Origin of the sequence: Bacillus sp. 37MA (assembly GCF_000372765.1) — a bacterium.
Classification (GTDB): domain Bacteria; phylum Bacillota; class Bacilli; order Bacillales; family Domibacillaceae; genus Domibacillus; species Domibacillus aminovorans.
This window is the reverse complement of the sequence record NZ_KB889752.1, coordinates 3,185,163-3,209,973: the sequence shown is the minus strand read 5'-3', so window position 1 is coordinate 3,209,973 and position 24,811 is coordinate 3,185,163. Positions and strand designations below refer to the sequence as shown.

At 42.4% G+C, this 24,811-nt stretch carries 26 protein-coding genes and 1 rRNA gene; 1 reads left to right on the top strand and 26 read right to left on the bottom strand.

Annotated elements, in window-relative coordinates:
- The 16 genes from A3M5_RS0117570 to metG form a co-directional block, all read right to left on the bottom strand.
- Positions 1 to 1,560, bottom strand: a complete 1,560-nt coding sequence (locus A3M5_RS0117570) for a putative polysaccharide biosynthesis protein (protein ID WP_018395103.1) — start codon at positions 1,558 to 1,560, stop codon at positions 1 to 3.
- A 79-nt stretch (positions 1,561 to 1,639) separates the two neighbouring features.
- Positions 1,640 to 2,176, bottom strand: coding sequence for a stage V sporulation protein T (gene spoVT / locus A3M5_RS0117565; protein WP_018395102.1), 537 nt, complete (start codon positions 2,174 to 2,176; stop codon positions 1,640 to 1,642).
- Positions 2,177 to 2,251: 75 nt separating this feature from the next.
- Positions 2,252 to 5,785 carry a transcription-repair coupling factor gene (gene mfd, locus A3M5_RS0117560; protein ID WP_018395101.1) on the bottom strand — a complete coding sequence of 1,178 codons (3,534 nt, stop codon included), beginning with the start codon at positions 5,783 to 5,785 and terminating at the stop codon, positions 2,252 to 2,254.
- A 73-nt stretch (positions 5,786 to 5,858) separates the two neighbouring features.
- Positions 5,859 to 6,419, bottom strand: coding sequence for an aminoacyl-tRNA hydrolase (gene pth, locus A3M5_RS0117555; RefSeq protein WP_018395100.1), 561 nt, complete (start codon positions 6,417 to 6,419; stop codon positions 5,859 to 5,861).
- A gap of 110 nt (positions 6,420 to 6,529) precedes the next feature.
- Positions 6,530 to 7,153, bottom strand: coding sequence for a 50S ribosomal protein L25/general stress protein Ctc (locus A3M5_RS0117550; protein WP_018395099.1), 624 nt, complete (start codon positions 7,151 to 7,153; stop codon positions 6,530 to 6,532).
- 138 nt (positions 7,154 to 7,291) lie between these two features.
- A complete protein-coding gene (locus A3M5_RS0117545) occupies positions 7,292 to 8,251 on the bottom strand; it encodes a ribose-phosphate diphosphokinase (protein WP_018395098.1) in 960 nt (319 codons plus the stop codon).
- A 20-nt stretch (positions 8,252 to 8,271) separates the two neighbouring features.
- The gene (gene glmU, locus A3M5_RS0117540; protein ID WP_018395097.1) at positions 8,272 to 9,648 is read right to left on the bottom strand and encodes a bifunctional UDP-N-acetylglucosamine diphosphorylase/glucosamine-1-phosphate N-acetyltransferase GlmU; all 1,377 of its coding nucleotides are present in this window, start codon (positions 9,646 to 9,648) and stop codon (positions 8,272 to 8,274) included.
- 236 nt (positions 9,649 to 9,884) lie between these two features.
- Positions 9,885 to 10,199 (bottom strand): septation regulator SpoVG, encoded by a 315-nt coding sequence (gene spoVG / locus A3M5_RS0117535; RefSeq protein WP_018395096.1) that lies wholly within the window; start codon positions 10,197 to 10,199, stop codon positions 9,885 to 9,887.
- Positions 10,200 to 10,320: 121 nt separating this feature from the next.
- Positions 10,321 to 10,698, bottom strand: a complete 378-nt coding sequence (locus A3M5_RS0117530; protein WP_018395095.1) for a RidA family protein — start codon at positions 10,696 to 10,698, stop codon at positions 10,321 to 10,323.
- Positions 10,695 to 11,540: a pur operon repressor gene (purR, locus tag A3M5_RS0117525; protein WP_018395094.1), complete on the bottom strand. Its 846-nt coding sequence runs from the start codon at positions 11,538 to 11,540 to the stop codon at positions 10,695 to 10,697. Before purR ends, A3M5_RS0117530 begins: the two co-directional genes overlap by 4 nt.
- Before the next feature lie 68 nt (positions 11,541 to 11,608).
- On the bottom strand, positions 11,609 to 12,478 hold the full coding sequence (ispE, locus tag A3M5_RS0117520) for a 4-(cytidine 5'-diphospho)-2-C-methyl-D-erythritol kinase (RefSeq protein WP_018395093.1): 870 nt from the start codon (positions 12,476 to 12,478) through the stop codon (positions 11,609 to 11,611).
- 136 nt (positions 12,479 to 12,614) lie between these two features.
- Positions 12,615 to 12,875, bottom strand: a complete 261-nt coding sequence (gene veg / locus A3M5_RS0117515) for a biofilm formation stimulator Veg (RefSeq protein WP_018395092.1) — start codon at positions 12,873 to 12,875, stop codon at positions 12,615 to 12,617.
- A 197-nt stretch (positions 12,876 to 13,072) separates the two neighbouring features.
- Positions 13,073 to 13,948 (bottom strand): 16S rRNA (adenine(1518)-N(6)/adenine(1519)-N(6))-dimethyltransferase RsmA, encoded by an 876-nt coding sequence (rsmA, locus tag A3M5_RS0117510; protein ID WP_018395091.1) that lies wholly within the window; start codon positions 13,946 to 13,948, stop codon positions 13,073 to 13,075.
- Positions 13,945 to 14,502, bottom strand: coding sequence for a ribonuclease M5 (rnmV, locus tag A3M5_RS0117505; protein WP_018395090.1), 558 nt, complete (start codon positions 14,500 to 14,502; stop codon positions 13,945 to 13,947). The genes rsmA and rnmV overlap by 4 nt, the downstream gene beginning before the upstream one ends.
- A 43-nt stretch (positions 14,503 to 14,545) precedes the next feature.
- Positions 14,546 to 15,313: a TatD family hydrolase gene (locus A3M5_RS0117500; RefSeq protein ID WP_026221793.1), complete on the bottom strand. Its 768-nt coding sequence runs from the start codon at positions 15,311 to 15,313 to the stop codon at positions 14,546 to 14,548.
- A 45-nt stretch (positions 15,314 to 15,358) separates the two neighbouring features.
- Positions 15,359 to 17,353, bottom strand: a complete 1,995-nt coding sequence (metG, locus tag A3M5_RS0117495) for a methionine--tRNA ligase (RefSeq protein ID WP_018395088.1) — start codon at positions 17,351 to 17,353, stop codon at positions 15,359 to 15,361.
- A gap of 379 nt (positions 17,354 to 17,732) precedes the next feature.
- Between metG and abrB the strand changes: the two genes are divergently transcribed.
- Positions 17,733 to 18,017, top strand: coding sequence for a transition state genes transcriptional regulator AbrB (gene abrB, locus A3M5_RS0117490; RefSeq protein WP_018395087.1), 285 nt, complete (start codon positions 17,733 to 17,735; stop codon positions 18,015 to 18,017).
- A gap of 20 nt (positions 18,018 to 18,037) precedes the next feature.
- Here the strand turns inward: abrB and rsmI are convergent, their stop codons facing one another.
- From rsmI to rrf, 10 genes are all read right to left on the bottom strand, one after another.
- A complete protein-coding gene (rsmI, locus tag A3M5_RS0117485; RefSeq protein WP_018395086.1) occupies positions 18,038 to 18,937 on the bottom strand; it encodes a 16S rRNA (cytidine(1402)-2'-O)-methyltransferase in 900 nt (299 codons plus the stop codon).
- Positions 18,909 to 19,196 carry a GIY-YIG nuclease family protein gene (locus A3M5_RS0117480; RefSeq protein WP_018395085.1) on the bottom strand — a complete coding sequence of 96 codons (288 nt, stop codon included), beginning with the start codon at positions 19,194 to 19,196 and terminating at the stop codon, positions 18,909 to 18,911. Before A3M5_RS0117480 ends, rsmI begins: the two co-directional genes overlap by 29 nt.
- Complete coding sequence (locus A3M5_RS0117475; RefSeq protein ID WP_018395084.1) at positions 19,165 to 19,926, bottom strand: tRNA1(Val) (adenine(37)-N6)-methyltransferase; 762 nt, start codon at positions 19,924 to 19,926, stop codon at positions 19,165 to 19,167. The genes A3M5_RS0117480 and A3M5_RS0117475 overlap by 32 nt, the downstream gene beginning before the upstream one ends.
- Before the next feature lie 60 nt (positions 19,927 to 19,986).
- Positions 19,987 to 20,301, bottom strand: coding sequence for a DNA replication initiation control protein YabA (gene yabA, locus A3M5_RS0117470; protein WP_051080882.1), 315 nt, complete (start codon positions 20,299 to 20,301; stop codon positions 19,987 to 19,989).
- A gap of 49 nt (positions 20,302 to 20,350) precedes the next feature.
- A complete protein-coding gene (locus tag A3M5_RS0117465) occupies positions 20,351 to 21,178 on the bottom strand; it encodes a PSP1 domain-containing protein (protein WP_018395082.1) in 828 nt (275 codons plus the stop codon).
- The gene (gene holB, locus A3M5_RS0117460; protein ID WP_018395081.1) at positions 21,171 to 22,178 is read right to left on the bottom strand and encodes a DNA polymerase III subunit delta'; all 1,008 of its coding nucleotides are present in this window, start codon (positions 22,176 to 22,178) and stop codon (positions 21,171 to 21,173) included. The genes A3M5_RS0117465 and holB overlap by 8 nt, the downstream gene beginning before the upstream one ends.
- 15 nt (positions 22,179 to 22,193) lie before the next feature.
- The gene (gene darA, locus A3M5_RS0117455; protein WP_018395080.1) at positions 22,194 to 22,523 is read right to left on the bottom strand and encodes a cyclic di-AMP receptor DarA; all 330 of its coding nucleotides are present in this window, start codon (positions 22,521 to 22,523) and stop codon (positions 22,194 to 22,196) included.
- 43 nt (positions 22,524 to 22,566) lie between these two features.
- Positions 22,567 to 23,196: a dTMP kinase gene (gene tmk / locus A3M5_RS0117450; protein WP_018395079.1), complete on the bottom strand. Its 630-nt coding sequence runs from the start codon at positions 23,194 to 23,196 to the stop codon at positions 22,567 to 22,569.
- Between the two features lie 3 nt (positions 23,197 to 23,199).
- The gene (locus tag A3M5_RS0117445) at positions 23,200 to 24,609 is read right to left on the bottom strand and encodes an aminotransferase class I/II-fold pyridoxal phosphate-dependent enzyme (RefSeq protein ID WP_018395078.1); all 1,410 of its coding nucleotides are present in this window, start codon (positions 24,607 to 24,609) and stop codon (positions 23,200 to 23,202) included.
- A 78-nt stretch (positions 24,610 to 24,687) separates the two neighbouring features.
- Positions 24,688 to 24,803 (bottom strand): 5S ribosomal RNA (gene rrf, locus A3M5_RS0117440).
- Positions 24,804 to 24,811 lie beyond the last annotated feature (8 nt).

Genomic DNA, 24,811 nt, shown 5'->3' with positions numbered 1-24,811 from the left:
TCACATCCTCTTATTGCGCTTCGCCGTCCAGTCAATGATTTTCAATCCGAAAGGCAGCATCCGCAGTTCATCTTCATTTAATACTTTCCATTTTACCATGAAAGCAAAAAACAGACAGGCTCCGAGCATTGCCCCACTGACCGCTGTCCCCCCGCTTACGAGGCGACCCGATCCTTCCGGCAAAAGAAAATAAATACATATGTATACGATAACCGCCATGAAAAATGAAGATGCTATTGCTTTAAGTATAAATGTACCGCTAAATAACGGGCGCTTTTCATGTTTTCTCAACGCGGCAGTTAAAAATAATACACCCGCAAACAGTGCACCTGATGTTGCGAACGAAGCGCCATACAATCCGTATACTGGAATTAAAATTGCATTTGCTGTCCATTTAAAGGCAAGGGCGATCACAGCACCAGCTGCCGGAATCCAGTCCTGTCCCTGTCCTTGAAAAATAGCACTCATTGTCGACATAATGGAGTAAAAAAAAATCGATATCCCGAATATTGCCAGTACACCAGAACCATCAGTCGTTTCAAACAACATTTTATTCAGTGGATTCATTATAGCAGCTAAACCACTTGACGCTGCAAGACCGAGTACAAAGCTAATCCGAAGTGCTGTCTGGCTGTACACTAGAGCAGCATGGACTTCTTTTTCTTTTATCGCTTTTGTGATAAGAGGAACAACGGTTAACGAAATCGACACTGCCGCAACGACACCGAGCTGAAGCAAAGGCTGGCCCCGATCATATATACCCTTCCATTCTTTCGCCATATCAGCTGGAACTCCTGATAAGACAAGTCCGCTATAAATTTGAAACGAATCAGCCAGCTGGAATAAAACCAGCGTTAAAGCAGACAAACAAATCGCACTGCCTTTCGTTATGATAGTTGTCGCAATTTGAACATCGAATTGAAAAGGGGTCGAAACCTTTTTCTCCGTTTTATACAGAAATAACGCAATGATGGACGCGATCATACCGAACAGCGAACCGACGACGGCACCGAGACCAGCTTCATATAGTGTCCTTCCTGAATAAACAGCATAAAAAGAAAATAATAAAATACAAAGAACACGAATGGACTGTTCAGCCATTTGCGACATGGCTGTCGGCATCATGTCACCCCCTCCTTGAAAAGTACCACGGCGGACAGTTATATACGGCATCGCCAAAAAGAAAAAGGCACTTAGCTGAATAAGCGGTGTCAGCTGCGCATCTCCCATTGCTATTGCTATCCAGCTTGCAGAAAAAAATAAAATTAAAGAAGACAAGATACCCATTATACTAATTGTAAAAAATGCTGTACCGATCAACTGTTGTTTCGATCCTTTATCTGCTCCCGCAACAAGCCTTGAAAGTACAATCGGAAAGCCTGAGACAGCAAGGCCCGTGGCAATTCCATAGAAAGGATATACTTGCTGATAAATGTAAAAGCCGGTATTACCGACAATATTTTGAAATGGCACGCGGTATACTGCACTCAATACTTTTACAAATAACGCAGCTACTGTTAATAGCACCGCTCCTTTGATAAATGATTTTCCTTCTTCCATATGACCACCTCTGTCACTACTTTACTCATTTTCGATATGTTTGCAAAGAAAAACCCGGCTCCTCAGCCGGGAGTCCGGGTTAACGCTCCATTTGTTTGCCGAAAAAAGCAGCGGCGACAAATGCCGATTTTTGTTCTGCTTCTCCTGCTGATCGTTCTTCTGAAAACAAGACGACGGCACCAATTGCATCGCCGGATGCAATAATCGGCGCAATAAAATATGATGCAGCCTGAATCATGCGACCGTCCACAAATTCCACTTCGCGCGGGTCATTGCTTTCAGCAGAACGGCGCTCTTGAATGACTGTTTCAACAATCGGTCCAATTTTCCGTTCAACGAAGTCTTTCTTTTTCACACCGGCAGCCGAAATGACTGTATCTCGGTCGCAAATTAAAATTGCGTAATTTAAACTGTCATATAACGATTCTGCATACTCCTGAGAAAAATCGCCGAGCTCTGTAAACGGTGAATACTTTTTCAGAATAACTTCGCCGTCTCGATCGACAAAAATTTCGAGCGGATCTCCTTCTCGAATGCGAAGCGTACGACGTATTTCTTTCGGAATGACCACACGGCCCAGATCATCAATTCTACGAACAATACCTGTTGCTTTCATGTTAGCTGCCTCTCTTTCACCATCAAAATATCGAAACATTTTGCTATGGTGTTAGTATCTTTCAATAGAGACATTCTATACATGTTGTTGTGGCTGTTTTTTTGCCGTCTCAAGTTCGCTGATTAATTCGAGTGCCGCATTGAACCAGCCCTGTTCCGGTGCTTTTTTAATATCAATCGTTACTTTCAGTTTTTGCTCATCCATTCCAAGTCCACACATGCGACCAAACTTGTTGCAAATGGAAAATACTTTCGTGCCATCGATTTCTTTCGTTCCCTGTTCGCTCATCAAAATGGTGACCGTCCCTTTCGACTGCTTCATCGACTCAAGCTTCGTCTTCGCCGCATGTATTTTCATTTCAGCCACTTTAAATAAATCAGCTGTTTCAGCCGGATAATCACCAAAGCGGTCGGTCATTTCTTCTTTTAATTCAGCGATTTCATCAAATGAATCCACTGAGCGGAATCTCTTATACATATCAATTTTTTGCGCGCTATCCCCGATATATGAATCTGGAATGTACGCATCAATCGACACATCCACTTCAAATGATGGTACTGTATTCTCTGTATTACCACCGCGTTTTTGTTCAACTGCTTCTTTCAACATTTGTGAATATAAATCGAATCCGACCGAATCAATGTAGCCATGTTGCTGAGCACCAAGCAAGTTTCCTGCACCTCGAATCGATAAATCACGCATCGCAATTTTAAAACCTGACCCGAGTTCTGTAAATTCTTTAATCGCTTGAAGACGTTTTTCCGCTGGTTCAGACAGCACCTTGTCTTTCCTATACGTGAAATAAGAATACGCGACACGGTTTGAACGACCGACGCGTCCACGTATTTGATACAACTGTGACAGTCCCATTCGGTCAGCATCATGTACAATAAGTGTGTTGACGTTCGGAATATCCACGCCTGTTTCAATGATCGTCGTCGTAACCAAAATGTCTGTCTCTCCTTCTAGAAAGGCAAGAATGACCGCTTCAAGTTCTCTTTCCGTCATCTGTCCGTGCGCATACGAAACACGTGCATCTGGCACGAGCGTGGAAATTTCATCCGCACGCCGCTCAATATCTTCAACCCGATTGTATAAATAAAACACCTGACCACCGCGGGCTATTTCACGCTCTGCCGCTTCACGCACAAGACCAAGGTTATGTTCAACGACATATGTCTGCACTGGAAAACGATTCTCCGGCGGTGTTTCAATGACCGACAAGTCGCGCACACCGAGCATTGACATGTGAAGTGTCCGTGGAATAGGCGTGGCAGTCAATGTCAAGACATCGACATTCGTTTTCAGCTGCTTAATTTTTTCTTTATGTGTCACACCAAATCGCTGCTCCTCATCGACTACCAGCAAACCAAGATCATGATACTGCACATCTTTCGATAAAAGACGGTGTGTACCGATAACAATGTCTACCGTACCTGCTTTCAATCCTTTTAACGTTTCTGTCTGTTGTTTACGTGACCTAAAACGGCTAAGCAGCCCCACTTTTATCGGAAAGTCTTGAAGACGTTCTTTTAACGTTTCATAATGCTGCTGGGCGAGAATTGTAGTTGGCACTAAAATAGCTACTTGTTTTCCATCCTCTGTTGCTTTAAATGCCGCACGGATCGCCACTTCCGTTTTGCCATATCCGACGTCTCCGCAAAGAAGACGGTCCATTGGCTGCTCCCGCTCCATATCGCGTTTTATTTCTTGAATGGAACGAAGCTGATCTTCCGTTTCTTCATATGGAAAAGCCGCTTCAAATTCACGCTGCATATCACCGTCCGGTGAAAAAGCGTATCCTCTCGCCGCTTCCCGCTCCGCATATAACTTTAATAAGTCATCAGCAATATCCTGCACAGACGACTCGACTTTCTTTTTCACCCGTTTCCATTCATTGCCGCCAAGTTTATATATCTTCGGTTCTTTGCCTTCTGAACCAACATATTTTTGAACCAGTTCAATTTGCTCGACTGGCACAAATAGCTCATCGGTTCCCTGGTATTTAATCTTCAAATAATCTTTATGAACGCCATTAATTTCAAGCGTTTCAATACCAAGGTATTTCCCGATCCCGTGATTAACGTGAACGACATAATCTCCCGTCTTCAGTTCAGAATAGCTTTTAATTCGTTCTGCATTCGACAGCTTTTGGCGTCGTTTGCTTTTCGATGCCTTTTTATTAAATAACTCCTGTTCCGTTATAACAGCTAATTTTAAAAGCGGGAATTCGAATCCGGAAGTAAGCGCACCGGGACCTATTTGAATGACCCCTTCGATGACATCATTCTGATCTTTTAACTTTGTCGCTTCCATGCCGTAATCGTCAAGTGTTGCTTTTATTTTTTCAACTCGTTCGACCGTTTCGCCTAAAAACAAAACCGTTGTCCCAGATTTTTTCCATCGGTCTATTTCACCTTCAAGCACATTCATCTGACCATGAAAGTTTTGCATTGGACGCGCGGAGAAATTAACGATATTTTCCGGCTTTCCTCCTGCCGTCTGGCGCATAAAGAGCGATAAGTAAACTAACGGCTGCCTTATTGATTGCACGGCTGCCTGCAGCGAATGCGCAAGCTTTAATCCATGCACCGCTTTTCCTTCTTCAATAAGGCCTGTATACCACTCTGCTTCTTCTTTCTCAAGCGACTCACTTATTTCCTTAATACGGCTCATTTCGTCAAAAAAAACAACGCCGCCTTCTGGCAAATAAGAAGTGACAACAGCAGTTTCTTCGTATAGAAGAGATGTGTATTTCCCGAGCTCATTAATGCGGACGCCTTCTTTTAGTTTTTCAATATCCGCACCAATATAGGCGGTCAGTTGCTTTTTTACATCTGGGCTGCCTATTTTCTTCACTGTTTCCATGAGTGACTGCTCTAGCCGTCCAGCAAGTGCCGCCAGTTCTTCTGTCGATGCTGGCATTTCCCCTGCTGGTCCGATTAAAACAGATATCATGCTATCAATTGAGCGCTGCGTATCCGGTGCAAATGTCCGAATCGAGTCAATTTCCGTATCGAAGAGCTCAATACGGATCGGATGCTCTGATGTAAGCGGATAAATATCAACAATTCCTCCGCGAATACTGAACTCACCTGGTGTATAGACCATATCCGCACGCTCATAGCCCATTTGTACAAACTCTTGCTTAAGCAGTTCGAGATCAATATCCTTGCCGATTGTAAACGTTTTTTGAAGTCGCTTCCATACTTCTTTTGGCGGGATGAGTTTTTTCAAGCCTGCTGCAGGAACAATGTAAATACCTGTACCATGCAGTGCAAGATGATTGAGCATTTCAATACGCTGTGCACGCAATTCAGGACTTGCGATGCTAATTTCAGCGGCGATTAACTCATTGGCTGCATATAAGTATATATTTTCTTCTGATATGAATTGTGTTAAGTCATCATATAGCTTTTGCGCCTGAAGCATATTATATGTAACAATCATAACCGGCTTTTGCAGCTTTCGATAAGCGGCGGCCGCAAAAACAGCACGCAGTGAGCCGGACAGCCCCGCGGCGAGCTGTTCTTTCATACCCACCTCCATTCCGTTTACAATTGATACAGCTTCTTCATTTTTTAAAAATAAATCAAGTAAATGATTCATTACCCGGACCCCCTTTTCCAAAACAGAAAAACGCTTTGGAGCATACGCCCACAAAGCTTTTTAACGCAATGCATCATTGATTGAATTCATTCATCACATCAATAAATGTGTTGTCGATTGCACTTGTACAGGCAGCGGCACTTTTTTTGACTGCCGAATCCATGACATTTCGTTCTTCTTCACTGAACTTGCCAAGCACATAATCAACGGTTTTAATTGGACCATCTGGACGTCCGATGCCAACACGCACGCGCTTAAATTGATCCGTACCGAGGTGCGCAATTGTCGACTTGATCCCGTTATGACCACCGGCACTTCCTTTTTGACGGAGCCGTATTTTCCCCTGTGGCAAATCCAGATCATCATATACAACAATGACATCCTCTTTATCGATATCATAATAGCGCATCACTTCACCAATGCATTCTCCTGATAAATTCATATATGTTAATGGTTTTAATAAAATGACTTTTTTCGTTCCTTTTCTTACGATGGTATACACACCTCTATGCTTTGCTTCTGAGAGCTCGACTCCAAACTGGTCAGCTAACTCATCAATAATATCAAAGCCAATATTATGACGTGTCCCTGCATATTTTGCGCCTGGATTACCAAGGCCCACGATTAATTTCATATTTATTTGCACCTCATTTTTTACAGTTATATTCAGTATACATGACTAAACACAAAAAAAACAGGCAGAGCTGCTTTTATCGCAGGCTGCCTGTATATTACACTTAAATGTTAATTTTCTTTTGCCTCGTCTATAACGGGAACATCTGCATTAGCAGTGCCTTCGCCTTCTTCATCTTCTTCCATTTTTTGCGGAGGAAGAACCGAAACAATTGTTTCATCATCTTCGTTTTCGATCACGAAATTAAATTGATCGCGAATATCACCAACCAAAATAGAGTCACCTATTGCCAGTTCCGAAATATTCACTGTTACATGTTCAGGGAATTCGGATACTTTGGCTGTAACATTCAATTCGAACAACGGCTGCTGAACGACGCCGCCTTCTTTTGCACCGACCGCTTCACCTTCAATGTCAACACGCACCTGTGATGTAATTTTAGATGATTTATCTACCGCAAGGAAATCGGCATGGATGATATGTCCTTTCAGTGAATCTTGTTGATATTCCTGCAAAATCACGTCATATTTTTCACCATCAACGTTTAGCGATATCATTCCATTCCGTCCAACTTCACGGATCACTTTAATAAATTGGGGTTCTTCCACTGATACTGGCTCAGATTCTACACCTTTACCGTATATGACAGCTGGAAATGAACCCTTTGTACGAATTTCTGTTAATGCAGCTTTCGTAAAGCCCTCACGTTTTTTAGCTTCTAATACATTACTCATATTGAATAGTCACCTTTCTGATTTTAAGTTACTTGTTTTATCTGTACACAATTGTGTATTCCCTAAACAAACGCTTTATAAACCTGATAAGGCAAAAAAAGAATCGGTTCTGTAAAAAGAACCGATTCCCCATTTTTATTAATCAAATAATGTACTGACTGATTGCTCTTCGTGAACACGGATAATCGCTTCACCAATAAGAGGCGCAACAGACAATTCAACAACTTTATCTGTTTTCTTTTCAGGTGCAAGCGCAATTGAATTCGTCACGACGAGCTCTTTAATGATAGAGTTGCCAATCCGCTCCAGCGCAGGACCCGATAAAACAGGATGTGTACAACATGCATACACTTCTTTTGCTCCACTTTCAGTAATTGCCTTCGCTGCAAGTGTTATCGTACCGGCTGTATCAATAATATCGTCGATTAAAATGGCGATTTTCCCGTCTACATTGCCAACGATGTTCATCACTTCAGATACATTCGGGCGCGGACGGCGTTTATCGATGATCGCAATCGGCGCTTTCAAACGATCTGCCAATTTGCGGGCACGCGTTACCCCCCCATGATCCGGTGACACGATAACGAGATTCTCTTTATCGAACCCCTTTTTCTTGAAATATTCACCTAAAATCGGCACACCTAGTAAGTGATCAATTGGTACATCAAAAAACCCTTGAATTTGCGGTGCGTGGAGATCCAGTGTAATTAAACGAGTTGTTCCTGCCGTTTCCAGTAAATTTGCAACGAGTTTCGCTGTAATCGGCTCACGGGCACGGGCTTTACGATCCTGGCGTGCATATCCGTAATATGGAATGACAACGTTAATTGTTTTGGCAGAAGCACGTTTCAACGCATCAATCATAATGAGCAATTCCATTAAATGTTCATTTACCGGTCCACTAGTTGACTGCACGATGTATACGTCACAGCCACGTATACTTTCTTCGATGTTAATTTGAACTTCGCCATCGCTAAAACGTGTAACTGAACATTTGCCGAGTTCCACACCGATAAATTCCACAATTTCTTGTGCCAATGCTGGGTTGGAATTCAACGAAAAGATTTTTAAATTTGGATCTAAATACTGGTTGCTCATGATGACCTCCACTGTCATTTTTAATCGTTTTTTGAAAAGATTTTTTGAACATAATTTTCTTTATTTACTTGACGCGCACGTGCAATCGCAAGCGCTTCTTCCGGTACTTCATTTGTGATCGTCGAACCTGCCGCCACATAAGCACCTTTCTTCACCGTGACCGGAGCAACAAGATTCGAGTTACAGCCGATGAACACGCCATCTTCAATTTTTGTGAGAAATTTATTTTCACCGTCATAGTTCACAGTAATAGATCCACAGCCAATGTTTACATCGCTGCCAATCTCCGCATCACCAATATAGCTTAAATGTGACGCTTTGCTTCCTTTGCCAAATACAGCCTTTTTAATTTCGACAAAGTTGCCGATCTTCACTTCATCATGAATGAAAGATTCAGGACGAATATGTGCAAATGGACCAATATTGACATCTGCTCCAATTTCACTGTTAAACGTTGCAGACTGGCGAATTACCGTACGGTCCCCAATAGCGCAGTCACTCACTTCTGTATTCGGGCCGATTACGCAATCTATGCCGATAGACGTCTTGCCAGAAAGAATTGTACCAGGATAAATAACCGTATCCGCCCCAACCTCGACGTCTGGTCCGATATATGTGTTAAGCGGGTCAATAATCGACACGCCGGCACGCATGTGCTGCTCGTTAATTCGGGCACGCATAATCCGCTCTGCCTCACTGAGTGCGACACGATCATTGACACCAAGGGTTTCATCGAAGCTGTCTGTCTGGTGAGCAGATACAATTTCACCTGCCGCTTTTAAAATTTCAATAACATCCGGCAAATAATATTCGCCTTGCACATTTTCATTTGATACATTTTTAAGCGCATCAAACAGCGCTTTGTTATCAAAACAGTACGTACCTGTATTAATTTCATTAATGGCTCGTTCTTCATCCGTTGCATCTTTATGTTCAACAATGCGGCTCACAGAAGCGTCTGCACCGCGAATGATGCGGCCATAGCCATCTGGTTTTTCTGCAAGAGCCGTTAAAATTGTTGCTTTAGCTCCTGTTTCCACGTGATGATTGACAAGCGCCTCCATCGTTGACGTTTGAATAAGCGGTGTATCGCCGCAGACAACGAGTGTACAGCCTTCTTTACCTGCCAGCATCGGTTCTGCTTGAATGACTGCATGAGCCGTCCCGAGCTGCTCTTCCTGCAGCGCATAAGCAGAACGTTCACCCAGCTGCGCCTTTACTTTGTCCGCTCCGTGGCCGACAATTGTGACAATCTGCTCTGTATGTAAACCTGAAATTTGATCAATAACGTGTTCTACCATTGGCTTTCCACAGACAGGATGCAGCACTTTGTACAATTTAGACTTCATGCGCGTTCCCTGTCCTGCAGCCAAAATGACGGCATAAATGTTTGTCATAAAAGGCCTCCTAACCTGTTTATCCCTATTGAATATATCTTAAAAAAGCGTTTATTTCAATAATGGGGGGAAATTGACACATTATTGACAACGCATATAGTGAAACTTTCATCGATGGAAGTTTTACCACCTTTTAATCTGCCATAAAAAGCAAAAAAAAGAGCTCTACACTAAAAGTAGGCTCTTGATGTATAAAACTCATGAGGCGGCTATAACGGCGCCCAAGCGATGAACGTCTAAACGCGTGACGAAACTGCTCCCGCTTCTTCAAGTTCGACAAGTTCTGTTTCGCTATATTCATCAATGCGATGATACGCTGAGAGGACTGTGTCTTGAATTTTCCCGCGCGTACTGGAATTAATGGGATGCGCAATGTCACGGAATTCTCCATCCGGTGTTCGTTTGCTCGGCATTGCGACAAACAAGCCATTGTTCCCATCAATAACACGAATATCATGAATCACGAATTCTTCATCAAACGTAATGGACGCAATTGCTCTCATTCGGCCGTCCGTTTGTACGCGTCGCAATCTTACATCTGTTATTTCCACGCATATTCACCACCTCTACCCGTATTAAAAAATGTATAAACTAATTATTCAATAATAATTGAAATATTCCTTCTTTTTCACTCGAAAAAATTTTCATAAAAAAAACCGGCACAGGGCCGGTTTACGCTTTTATAAGAGCAATGACTTCAATCTCTACTTTTACATCTTTTGGAAGACGCGCGACTTCTACGCACGAACGGGCCGGTTTATGAACCGAGAAATACTCTCCGTATACTTCATTGACCGCACCAAACTCTTCCATGTCAGATAAAAAGACTGTTACTTTCACAACAGACTCAAGAGAAGCACCTGCTTCCTCGAGTACTGCTTTTAAATTTGCAAATACTTGATGTGTCTGTTCTTCAATTGAACCGTCTACCAGTGTTCCTTCTGCTGTTAACGGAATCTGACCGGAACTATAGAACAAATTGTTTACGATAATACCCTGTGAGTATGGGCCGATTGCTGCAGGTGCTTTTTTTGTGTTAATAATCTTCATTCTGATTCCTCCTGTAAAAATTCAATACTTTTTGAAAAGTAGTTTCCTTCGACAACAGAGATCGCTGCTTCTTTTTCGTTTACATCTTTCAGTTTTACAAGCGAAATGTAGTCGTTGATCAACCGATCCGAATACTCTGCTTCAACAAGAACGGCAATGCCGGCAACAGATGCATTAAATTCAGCAAGCAGACTGATCATTCCATTAATCGTTCCACCGCCTTTCATAAAATCATCGACGAGCAGTACTTTGGATCCTTCTTTTAAACTGCGCTTTGACAAAACCATTGCCTGAATGCGCTTCGTTGATCCGGATACATAATTAATGCTCACAGTTGGCCCTTCTGTTACTTTACTATCGCGGCGTACAACGACAACGGGTACATTTAAATGAGCCGCAATCGCGTGTGCAATTGGAATCCCTTTTGTAGCGACCGTCATAACAGCATCAATCTTTTCATCCGCGTAAGCCGAAGCAAGCAGCTTGCCTATCTGATTCATAATACTTGGATGCCCGAGTAAATCCATGATGTACAAGTAGCCGCCCGGCAGTAATCGATCCGGATTTTTGAGCTGACGGCATAAATCATTAATAAACATCTTCGCATCCCGATTATTCACTCTTGAATAAAACTTCACACCGCCCGCTGCACCCGGTACCGTCTTCAGCGTACCGATGCCACATTTTTCAAATGTCTCTTTTATAATCGCCAGGTCCTCACTGATCGATGACTTAGCCGATCCAAATCGTTCCGCAAAAAGCGTCAACGAAACGAGCTGGTGTGGATTCTCCAGTAAATAGTGCGTCATATAAATAATACGTTCACTTCGACGAAACTTCATCGCTGTATTTAAACCTCCTGGGGAGTAAAACCGAATATTTTATATATAATATATCTTAATATACGGTTTTAATCAACAGAATTCCCATCCCCTAACATCCGAACTGCGTACACTTGATCGCAAAAGCCGCGCAGACAATTATACACGCGATGCATGCGTGAGTCATGGCGAATCAGCCCGAAGACTGTTGGCCCGCTGCCGCTCATTAACACTGTATCTGCACCGAACCGAATCATCTGCTCTTTAATAAGTGCGACTTCCGGATGAGCATTTAATGTGACTGATTCTAAAACATTGCCGACATTTGCACACATTTTATCATAATCGTTTTCACGAATGGCATCGATCATGGCATTTGTATCCGGCCGATTCATACGGTCTAGTTTCAAGTTTTTATATACTTCACCTGTTGAAACACCTATTGTCGGTTTAGCAAGAATGACCCAGCAATTCGGCGGCGCAGGCAATCGGTTAATTTTCTCACCCCTTCCTGTCGCAATTGCTGTACCGCCATACACACAAAAGGAAACGTCTGAACCAATTTCCGCTCCAATGTCGGCCAATTCATCAAGCGACAGCCCAAGACCCCACAATGCATTTAATCCTTTCAATGTAGCTGCCGCATCACTGCTTCCGCCAGCTAGTCCCGCTGCAACCGGAATAATCTTGTCGATTTGAATAGCAATCCCTTGTTTAATATTATACCGCTGTTTCAAAATTTTAGCGGCCTGATAAGCAAGGTTCCGGCTATCATCTGGAACGAAGCGATTATGGGAAATAATCCGAATCTCATCTTTCTCAAGACTTTCAAGCTCAAGCCGATCAGCGAGATCAACTGTCGTCATAATCATTTCTACTTCATGGTAGCCATCTGGCCTTTTGTGAAGTACATCGAGCGTTAAATTAATTTTCGCCGGTGCTTTAATCATTAATTTCATTTTAGTCCACCTACTTTATACACAATAAATTATTTCTTATTTTATCACAAAGAAAAAGAGCCGGCTCAAAAGATTCAAATCGAATCTTTTGAGCCGGCTCTCCGGTGTTTTGCTTTATTAAAAAAGCAAGCTTTGTTTATACTGCACTGCCTGCTGCTGCTGCATCTTCAAATGTCAGTTCAACGGTTTCAGTGAGCACATCTGCATAGCTGTAAGAAACGCGTTCAAATGAATTTTCATCCTGATCAAGTTCTACGACAAAAACAGCAGGGTACGTTTCCGCTAAAACACCGGAACGCTCAATCGTCTTACGTCGACCACCATTCGCTTTAAGCAATAATCTTTTACCCAAATGACAATCAAGCGACTTTTTAATATCGGATAATGTTTTCGGCATTTGCTTCCACCTCACTTCACTCATGTTTAGTATAGCACAATCTTTTGTTTTAGTCAAACAAATTTATAATTTTATCAGCGTCTCTTATTGTTGTCAATATTTTTTTATTGAAAAAACACCGTTTTTTTTCGTCACGGCTATTATTTCCCACTTTCGAAAAAAAAACCGCTCTTTTTTTCAAGAGCGGTTCATATGTGTTATATATCTTCATTCAAAAGAGCATCAGAAAGCATCCCGAACTCAGCCAGTGATAGCGTCTCTCCTCTTCTAGACGGTTCAATTCCTGCCTTTTCAAGTGCAGCGATAATGCGTTCTTTTTTCTCTTTTCCATTCGGCAACCCGTTTACAAGATTATTTAAAATCGTTTTGCGACGATGAGCAAACGATGCACGAGTGACGGTAAAGAAAAAGTCTTCATTTTGAACGCGTACTGCCGGTTCACCGCGGACCATCAGTTTGATAATCGCTGAATCAACATTTGGCGGCGGCGTGAAGACTGTTTTCGGTACAATGAATGCCAATTCCGCTTCTGTATAATATTGCACAGCGATCGATAGTGAACCATATTCTTTCGTTGATGGCTTCGCCGAAATGCGAGCACCCACTTCTTTTTGAAGCATCACGACAAAACCGTTCACCGGAACTTTATCTTCAAGCAGCTTCATAATAATTGGCGTTGTCACATAATAAGGTAAATTTGCGACGACCATGAGACGGTCATATCCCACAAACTCCTTTTCAACAACTGCTTTTACGTCGGCTTTCAATACATCTTCATGAACGACTTTTACATTATCATAGGGCGATAGTGTTTCATCTAATATCGGCAAGAGACGCTGGTCAATTTCAAAAGCAACGACTTTTCCAGCTGTACGGGCTAAATGTTCCGTCAACGCACCGATTCCCGGTCCAATTTCAATGACACCTGTTTCTTTCGTCAAACCGGCCGTTTCAGTAATACGCTGCAAAATATTCGAATCGATCAAAAAGTTTTGACCAAGACTTTTTTTAAATGAAAATCCGTGCCTAGAGAGAATATCCTTCGTCCTGGACGGTGTAGCGATGTCTTTCATCGTAGTTCCTCCTCCATTACTTCTTTTAATGCAGCAATGAACTGTTCACGTGTCACTTGAAACATAATGAGCCGTTTGTACAACTGTTTTCCATTCGCGTAGCCTATTTTTAATTTCCCACCAAGCTTTTCTCGTCTTGCTTTCGCTCGATCACCACCTATGAGCCCCGCATTCACAAGATCTTCCATCGTCATCTGTTCCTCTGCTTGCTTTTCCATATATTGTGCATCACGAAGCGCTTTACGGATCGATTCAATCGACGCGTGCTCAACACCGACACCTCGGCCAAGCTTTTCGATCGCTTCTTCTTTGGGCAAAAAAGCATGTCGGCAGCCTGGCACTTGCTCTGAAATCATATTGCGAATGCGCTGTCCCGGATAATCAGGATCGGTGAAAATAATCACCCCCCGCGTTGCCTGAGCGTGTCGCACTTGCTCAATGACACGTTCATCGACAGCAGATCCTCTCGTTTCAATCGTATCAGCATTAACTGCCAGCTTTATTTTCACTGTATCATCTTTGCCTTCAACAACGATAATTTCTTTTATTTTCATTTTTTCCTCCGAACGAAAAAGCAGAGGCTGTGAGACCCCCTGCTTAATCAATTTGAAACAGTGTTTGCGCGTTTTTCATCGTAGCGTCTGCCACTTCTTCGTAAGAACATTCTTTTAATACCGCAATTTCTTCCGCCACAAGCTTCACGTATGCCGGCTCATTGCGTTTGCCTCGATATGGATGTGGTGCTAGATATGGACAGTCCGTTTCAATCAATAACTTGTCTAATGGAACAGCCATAGCCACTTCTTTCGGCTTTTTTGCATTTTTGAACGTGACAGGACCACCGAGTGAAATGTAGAAGTTCATTTTTATGCATTCAAGCGCTGTTTCTGCACTGCCGCTGAAACAATGCATAATGCCGCCCACTTCTTCGGCGCCTTCTTCTTTTAATATATCGACAATATCCTGTGTCGCTTCCCGATTGTGAATAACAATCGGCAGCTTCACTTTTTTAGCCAATTGAATTTGACGTCTAAACACATCCTTTTGAATGTCTTTCGGCGATTTGTCCCAGTGATAATCAAGACCCGTTTCGCCGATAGCAACAACTTTTGGATGTAGAGCAAGCTCTTTAATCCATGCAAGATCTGCGTCACGCATATCGATCGCATCAACTGGATGCCAGCCAATTGCTGCATATAGCCCATCGTATCGTTCAATGAGATCCATCGCGCGCTCAATCGTTAAACGGTCAAAGCCGACAACGACCATCCGGGTGACACCGGCTTTCTGAGCCCGTACGACGACTTCTTCTATATCTTCTTGAAATTGATCCGCATTTAAATGAACGTGTGTATCAAAAAGCATATTATCACCCGTTTTCATTCTTGTTTCACGTGAAACAATTTTATTTTACTTTATTTTCGCTCCATTAGGTAAGTTTTCCGGTACTTCAGCAAGAGTCAAAATCCCTTCTTTAGAACCGGCTAGAATCATACCCTGCGATAATTCACCGCGCAATTTGACCGGCTTCAAGTTTGCTACAACAACGACTTTTCGTCCAACAAGTTCTTCCGGTTTATAATACTGCGCAATGCCTGAAACCACCTGTCGTTTTTCAAAACCAAGGTCAAGCTGCAGCTTTAACAGCTTATCCGCTTTTTTCACAGGAGCCGCTTCAATAACAGTCGCCGCGCGAAGGTCCACTTTCATAAAGTCATCAATGCTAATCTCTTCTGAAATTGGCGCGTACTCTTCCACTGGTTTCTCTTCTACGACAGGTGCTGAAGGACCTTGCATCTTGTCTTTAATAAAGTTGATTTCTTCTTCCATATCAAGACGCGGGAAAATCGGTTCGCCTTTTTTCACAACTTGAATGCTTTCTGGAATTGCTCCGAATGCCTCTAAGCTTTCCCAATTTTGCAACGATGATTCATTCAACTGTAACTGTTCAAAAATTTTGTTTGGTGTGCTCGTCAAAAAAGGTGTTAAAAGAACTGCTGCTCGGCGCAATGATTCCGCCAGGTGGTACATAACCGTACCGAGTTCCGCTTTTTTTTCTTCTTTCGCTAGTACCCACGGTTGTGTTTCATCAATATATTTATTTGTCCGGCTCACAAGCTGCCAGAGCGATGTTAACGCGACGGAAAACTCCATGTTTTCCATCGCTTCTTCATATTCCCGGACTACTTTTTCATTTATGTCCACAAGCGCTTGTTCAAATTCACCGTCAGAACCCCTGTAAGCCGGGATAATGCCGTCAAAATATTTATTAATCATGGCAATAGTACGATTCAATAAGTTGCCAAGGTCATTTGCCAAGTCATAATTAATTCGCTCAACAAACCCTTCCGGCGTAAACACACCGTCAGAACCGAACGGTACTTCACGGAGAAGATAATAGCGCAGCGCGTCAAGACCGTAGCGGTCAATTAACGTAACTGGGTCAACCACATTGCCTTTTGACTTCGACATTTTGCCATCTTTCATTAACAGCCAGCCGTGTGCAAATACTTTTTTCGGCAGAGGCAGATCAAGAGCCATCAACATAATGGGCCAGTAAATCGTATGGAAACGGACAATTTCTTTTCCAACAAGGTGTACATCTGCCGGCCAGTATTGATTAAATTTCTCAGTATGATCTGTTCCATACCCGAGCGCAGTAATATAGTTAGACAAAGCATCAATCCATACATATACAACATGTTTTGGATTTCCTGGTACTTGCACACCCCAATCAAATGTCGTCCGTGAAACCGCAAGATCTTCAAGCCCCGGCTTAATGAAATTGTTGATCATTTCATTTTTACGCGATTCTGGCTGAATAAATGTCGGGTTCTCTTCATAATATTTCAGAAGACGATCTGCATATTTGCTCATGCGGAAGAAATACGACTCTTCACGCACTTTTTCTACCGGGTGACCGCTATCCGGACTTTTCCCACCAATTACTTCTCCTTTATCATTTACTTCTTTATCAACGAGCTGTGTTTCTGTGTAAAAGGTTTCATCTGGTACGGAATACCAGCCCTCATATTCACCGAGATAAATATCGCCTTGATCCAAAAGTTGTTTAAAGATTTTTTCTACAATGTCTTTATGACGTTTTTCAGTTGTTCGGATAAAATCATCGTTGGAAATATGCATAGTTTCCCACAGCTTTTGAATACCAGCAACAATCTCGTCCACGTATTGCTGTGGCGTGATTCCTTTTTCATTTGCTTTTTCCTGGATTTTTTGACCGTGTTCGTCCGTTCCGGTTAAGTACATAACATCAAAACCACGCAGCCGTTTATAGCGTGCCATCGCATCGCCTGCTACGGTTGTGTATGCATGACCAATATGCAAATTACCGCTCGGATAATAAATAGGTGTTGTTAAATAAAACGATTTTTTATAATCGCTCAATGGATTCCCTCCTTATTGCTCTTTCTTCTTATAGATAAAAGCTTCCGGCCACCTGCCGGAAGCTTTTACATCACTTCTTTTATTTTCCCCCATCCATGAATAAATGTAAATATGCACGCTTTCTTTTCTCTAAGTTCCTCAGTTAAACTTTCAACGAAATTCGACAATTTTCGATATGGAATAGTTATTTTCTAAAAATATTGATAAATCAGTGTTTTCTGACTTACAGTTAATTGAAGATTTACATTTTATTTGTTGACGTTTATGGGAACTCTTGGTATGATTACGATACAGGTTAAAAATTTTGTCGAATAATGACGAATTCATTTACGCAACACATTTTAATACAATCAAAAATGGAGAGGAGAATATTTTTTAAATGAAATCAACAGGTATTGTACGTAAAGTAGACGAGCTAGGACGGGTCGTTATTCCAATTGAATTGCGCCGTACACTTGGAATTGCAGAAAAAGATGCACTTGAAATTTACGTAGATGATGATAAAATCATCCTTAAAAAATATAAACCAAGCATGACCTGTCAAGTAACAGGTGAAGTTTCCGACGACAACATCAAACTTGCCGGTGGAAAGTTAATCCTTAGCCATGAAGGTGCTGAGATCTTGATCAAAGAAATTCAAGAAGCGTTTGAAAACGGTAAATAACATCAAAATCCCGATGGTGATTACTCGCCATTGGGATTTTTCTTAGTGTGATAGGCGGCATATACATCGCGTTTCGGTAAACCTCTATCTTTAGCTGCCTGTTTCACTGCTTCTTTCGGTATCATGTCTCGTTCGATAACATACTGTTCAACATGCGCTTCCACAGTCATCTCACTCCACCATTCAGAATTAGCCCGCTCTACCAGTTCCCCGGTACTTCCTTCAATCACAAGGCAAAATTCACCCATGATCTTGGACTCGTTCGCCCAGTCTGCTGCTTCGCCAACTGTCCCTCGTAAAAACTCTTCAAACTTTTTCGTCAGTTCCCGGCAAAGTACAATCCGACGGTCTGCACCGAAAAAGGCTTCCATTAAAATGAGTGTTTCTTTTAACCGATGCGGCGATTCATACAAAATAAACGTATCGCGGAATAACGCCAGTTTTTCAAGCTCTTTCTTTTTTTCTTTTTTCCCGCGGCTTAAAAATCCATAAAAATAAAATGGCTGTGGTGCAATGCCTGATGCAATGAGTGCCGTGACAGCTGCATTCGCACCTGGAAGTGGGACGACATTCAATCCTTCTTCTATTGCTAACAGTACAAGCTCATGACCCGGATCGGATATGCATGGCGTGCCTGCATCACTGACAAGTGCTACTGTTTCACCTGATTGAATGCGGTCAATCAATTTACGTCCGGCTGCTTCACTGCTATGTTCATGGTAGCTGATGACAGGTGTAGCAATGTCAAAGTAATTACACAACTTTTTCGTATTGCGTGTATCTTCCGCAGCAATGACATCTGCTTCTTTCATAATGCGGAGTGCTCGCACAGTCATATCTTCCAGATTGCCAATTGGCACCGGCACAAGATATAAAATACCCTCTATTTCTTCATTCGCAAAGCTTTTTTGTGCTTTCAACGGCCACACCTCTTTTCAACAAATAATCAATTTTTTTCATGCGAGGAAGCTGTTTAAACGCGTATTCTGCTCTCATTGCTTCTTGCTTCGTGTCGAACAACTCACTATGAATAAGTGTAACCGGCAGACGGGCTCTCGTATACTTTGCTCCTTTACCGGCATTGTGAACGCTCATTCTTTTTTTTAAATCATTCGTATACCCTGCATAAAGCGAACCGTCATGACACTTAACGACGTAAAAATGGTGGTTCACCGCCATATAGCAGCGTCCTCACTTCCTCAGTATACTCGCCCTTTTCATCGTACACGTAAAGAGGCATTAAAATTTTCAAATCCGGTGCACCATCTTTTATGCCTTCAACAAGGACGGTGTTTGCTTCTTTTCCATGCTTCGGGTAAACGAAACGAAGCCGCTTCGGTTCCACACGGTACTTCCTCATCAGTGTCAAAATATCTAAGAGCCTGCCTGGACGGTGTACAAACGCTGCTTTTCCGCCCTGCTTTAATAACCTTGATGATGAACGAATGCAGTCTTCAAGCGTACACTTAATTTCATGGCGGGCAATCGCAACATGTTCATTCATGTTTAATTCTCCGTCAGAAGGTGTTAAAAAATACGGAGGGTTGCACGTAATAAGTGTATGTTTCTCCATCCCAAGTAGCTCTGGCGCATTCTTTAAATCGCCGTTTACCATCTTAATTTGATCATCCAATTTATTGTACTGGACACTGCGGACAGCCATATCACAAAGCCGTTCCTGTATTTCGACACCTGTAATCGGTACACTTGTTTTTGCAGACATTAGCAGCGGAATAACGCCATTGCCAGAACATAGATCAATAATTGAACCACGCGTTTTTGGAACGGAGGCAAATCGGGCCAACAGCACTGCATCAAGCGAAAATGAAAACACGGTCGGACTTTGAATAATACGCAGCTCTTCCGCCAACAAATAATCGAGCCTCTCATCTTCCTTTAATTCCGTCATACCTATCACTCCTCTTGCACAAAAGAGCCTTCCTTTAGAAAGGAAGGCAAAAAATCGTCATTATTTTTTATTTAAAAACGATAAACAAAACAGGCAGTCTTCGTCTTTACGAGGGCTTCCAAAATGCACACTACAAATGTGGAACCCTTCCTGATAAAGACGGGCCAGATTATCGTAGCCTTCACCAATGTCAGCTCCTCGCGCCTGAACATTTTCTGCCCCTGATGCTCGTTCATGACCACGTTCTAATTGCTCAAGCCTGCGGCGCAAATGATCATTTTCAATCGTTAACGAATTGTTTTCTTCCAATATTTCAGCGAGCTGCATTCTTACTTCACCAAGCTGTTGATAAAGCTCACCAATTTGCAATTCCATATGACTGACGGAATCAAAGATCGCCTTTTTATCTAGTTTTTCCACCGCATCAGTCACCTGCTTTCACAGAAACGGCTCCTTCTTTTCCGAGTTCATCGGATGAGAACTCAAGCGTCCGTTCTAATTCCGGTATGTGCACCTGCACGAGCCGCTCTAAAATATTCAAGCCCGTTACTTTCCCATAACCGCTCGGCGTCTGTACTTTTTGGCCGACATCTGGTAATTCACGGCGTGCCGCTTCATATTCATCATTTTCATATTTCAAACAGCACATAAGACGGCCGCACAATCCAGAAATTTTGGCAGGATTTAATGACAAGTTTTGATCTTTTGCCATTTTAATCGATACAGGCTCAAAATCACCAAGAAATGTCGAACAACAAAGCATTCGGCCACATGGGCCAATACCTCCAAGCATTTTTGCTTCATCTCGGACACCTATTTGGCGAAGCTCGATCCGTGTTCTAAAAATGGACGCCAAATCTTTCACTAGCTCACGAAAATCAACTCGCCCGTCCGCCGTAAAATAAAAAATCACTTTGTTACGGTCAAATGTATATTCCACATCAACAAGCTTCATATCTAACTTGTGCTCGACAATTTTATCTACACATGTCGTAAATGCGGTAGTTGCTGCTTCACTATTTTCTTGAACTGCAAGACGATCTTTTTGATCTGCTGTCCGAATTACCTTTTTAAGAGGCAAGACGACATCACTTTCATCAACATCTTTCGGTCCGACGACGACATGACCGTATTCAACACCTCTTGCGGTTTCAACAATAACGTGATCTTCTTTCTGAATACCGAGTTCTCCTGGATCAAAATAATATATTTTACCCGCTTGTTTAAAGCGTATACCTACTACATTACACAAAGGCATGTCCTCCCTGTACCTTTAACAAAAGCTGTTCCATTAGCAGCTGCTGGTTCATGTTATTGTTAATTCTGCGCTTCGCTTCCAAAATAAAACTAAGACGATCTACAAGCGCTTCAGCTGTTAAAAGCAATGCATCCTGTCTGAAGGAAACGAGATAGTCAGGAAATGCAAGACCATATTCTTCTCCGGTCATAATGGAAAGCAGATCCCTGTGAATGAGAACAAAAAGATCAAGGGCAAGACTGATCTGTTCCTTCTCTTTAAAATGCGAATGAAAGTCCTCCGATAACTGAACAAGACTTGTCAGCCCTCCAGCTCTAAGGCCTTCGTACAATTTTAACACTATTGAACGTGACTGTGCAAACCACTCATCCCGTGACAACGCATGTGCTTCGTCAAGATGATTCGTTATTTTGGATACAAGCGACGCCATTGAAAGCGGTACTTCTTCCTGAATAAGACGTTCTTTTAACTGGATATCATCAATTGGCCGAAACGATAACTGCTGGCATCTCGATATAATCGTTGGTAGCATCCGGCTACTCTGCTCTGTTATTAAAAAAGCAACCGTATCTGAAGATGGCTCTTCCAAAAACTTAAGCAGACTGTTGGCAGCACTTGCTGTCATTTTATCAGCGTGATTAATAATATATACTTTCCGGCTCGACTCAACACCCGTTTTTGTAAATTCCTGCTGCAAATAATAAATTTGCTCTTTTTTGATCGACAGCCCGTCCGGTTCAATCACATGAATATCCGGATGGTTGCCATGATCGATACGACGGCAATTCACACATAATTCACATGGCATTAATTTTTTTTCTGGCTTCAAGCAAAATAAACTTTTTGCAAATAAAAGCGTAGCTTCTTTTTTTCCTGTACCCGGATCGCCTTCAAGCAAATACGCATGTGCTACCCGATCTTTCAGTATACTATTTTCAATCATTCGCATGACAGTTGGCTGACGCGCCGCTGTCTCTTCCCACTGTTTAGACACGTAATCCACACCCTTTTAATATTGATGAAATTGCTCAATGGGAAGCACAAACACCGTCGCCCCGCCAACTGGTACCTCTACCGGGTAAGGTACGTATGCATCTACATTACCACCAAGCGGTGATAGTGGGGGTGCCACCTGATCGCGCGATTGACAATTTTGTTTTATAATATGAAGCGCTTCCTGAAGACGTTCATCCTCTATCCCGATCATAAATGTCGTGTTTCCTGCTTTTAAAAACCCCCCTGTAGATGCAAGCTTTGTCGCACGAAAATAATGTTCAATCAGTGCATGAGACAATTTATTACTGTCCTGATCCTGTACAACGGCCGTAATTAACTTCATCTCATATCCCCCTAACAGGATTTCTTCTATTATATCAAAAGCGTCAAAGCAACACTTTTTTAATTTTTGCAAGTGCCTCTTGAAAAACCGATTCTTCCTCTTTCTCTGCATCGATTACCACAATCCGCCCAGCATCTCGCTCTGCCAACAATAAATATCCTTCCCGCACCTTTTTGTGGAAGGAAAGCCCTTCTAAATCAAGACGATTCACTTCTCTTCCATCATGTTGATGGATTCTCGCGAGACCCACTTCCGGACTCACATCAAATAATAGCGTCAACTCTGGCATCATACCATCTGTCGCAAACGCATTAATCGACGCTACTTCGTCCATACCAAGTCCTCTCGCGTGTCCTTGATAAGCAAGTGAGCTGTCAATGAACCGATCACAAAGCACAATCGCTCCACGTTCAATTGCCGGTATCACTTTTTCAACGAGGTGCTGACGGCGTGCGGCTGCATATAAAAGCGCCTCCGTCCGTGCATCCATTGCTGTATTTTCTTTATTTAAAATAACAGACCGAATTTGCTCTGCAATCGCAATTCCCCCTGGCTCACGTGTTTGAATAACATCCTTGCCTCTATTTTTCAGTTCCTGAACAATTCGGTTTAACACTGTCGTTTTCCCTGCTCCTTCAGGTCCTTCTATCGAAATAAATATTCCTTTTTTCATTGTTTATACCTCCCCGCGAAAAACAGCAACCCGTCTTTCTTTCAAGCCGCTTCCGCCATGAAAGCGACTCCCGTGTGTTAGCATCCATTCAAGTGATTCTATATGTTGATTCAAAATTCGTTCTCCTTCCATGATCAATGGAATGCCTGGTGGATATGGAATAATCATTTCTCCCGCAATCTGACCTGATGCTTCATTAAATGGAACGAATTCTTTCTTATATTTATTATGCTCATTATACGGCAATGCAAGTGTCGACACACCTTTTGTTTTTTTCACTTCAGGAAAACGCTCTCTCGCTATTCCTTTTTTCAAATGAAAAGAATGCAGTTTTTGTAAAGCACCCTCTTCAAATGTTATCTGTCCTTCTTTTAAAAGTGGAAAAACAAGCAGCACTTGAAAAGGATCTGCCATCTCCGGATATAATCCTGCCTGTTCAAACAATATCTGCAATTCATATCCCGAAAGACCATCTGCCCGTACGAGAAGTTTGTATGGATCATCCGGCTTCACGCACAGACATCCCCTCGACTCTAGCACTGTTTTTACTCTCTCCACTACCTGCATCGAGTAATGACTATCACATTCTTCATAAGTAGCTGTATATGCTCTCGCTGCATCAAGCGACGCCATAATTAGATACGAAGGGCTGCTCGATTGAAATGCATGCAAATAAAACATTACTTTATCCCGGTCTATATGACTTGATTGAATATGAAAATACGACCCCATGGTCATCGCTGGCAGCATTTTATGGGCTGACTGCACTACGATATCGGCCCCCAAATAAAGCGCACTTTCTGGAATACCTTCATAAGGCAAAACAAAATGAGCTCCATGCGCCTCATCTACAAGTATGATTGAACCGTTCTCTTTCGCAATCATAGCCAGCGTTTCAAATGTATCCGCCATCCCATAGTAAGAAGGATACGTAAATATTACGGCTTTAACGTTCCTGTACTGACGATACGCTTTTTTTAATGCCTCGGCCGAAAACAAAACAACGGTTTTCGAATTTTCATCATATTCAGGTGCCAAAAAAACAGGCACTGCTTTTGCTATTTTCAATGCATTTAACACAGACTTATGACAGTTGCGCTGAACAAATACACGATCTCCTTCTGAAAGGGTACCAAGAATCATCGCAAGATTACCAACTGTGCTTCCATTTATAAGAAATTTACTTTCATTTGTTTGATACAAATCACTTAATAATTTCTCCGCATCTTGAATACAGCCTTCAGGAGCATGAAGATCATCTAGCCCACTTAACTCTGTTACATCGTATGACAGACCCCCAAAAGATGAAAGTTGCCCATTTTTATGTCCAGGAACATGAAAAGAAACAGGATTCTGCTTCTTATGCTGTTTCAATGCTTCTACAAGAGGCATCTTTGTTTGATCCATATGCATTCTATCCCATCCTTTCCTTTCATTTTTTATATAGAAAAAGGAGATGACATAAAGTCATCTCCTTTTACACTGTAACGTGCCAGGCGGCGTCCTGCTCTCACAGGGGGAAACCCCCAACTACCATCGGCGCTGAAGAGCTTAACTGCCGTGTTCGGGATGGGAACGGGTGTGACCTCTTCGCTAATGCCACCTGACTATGAAG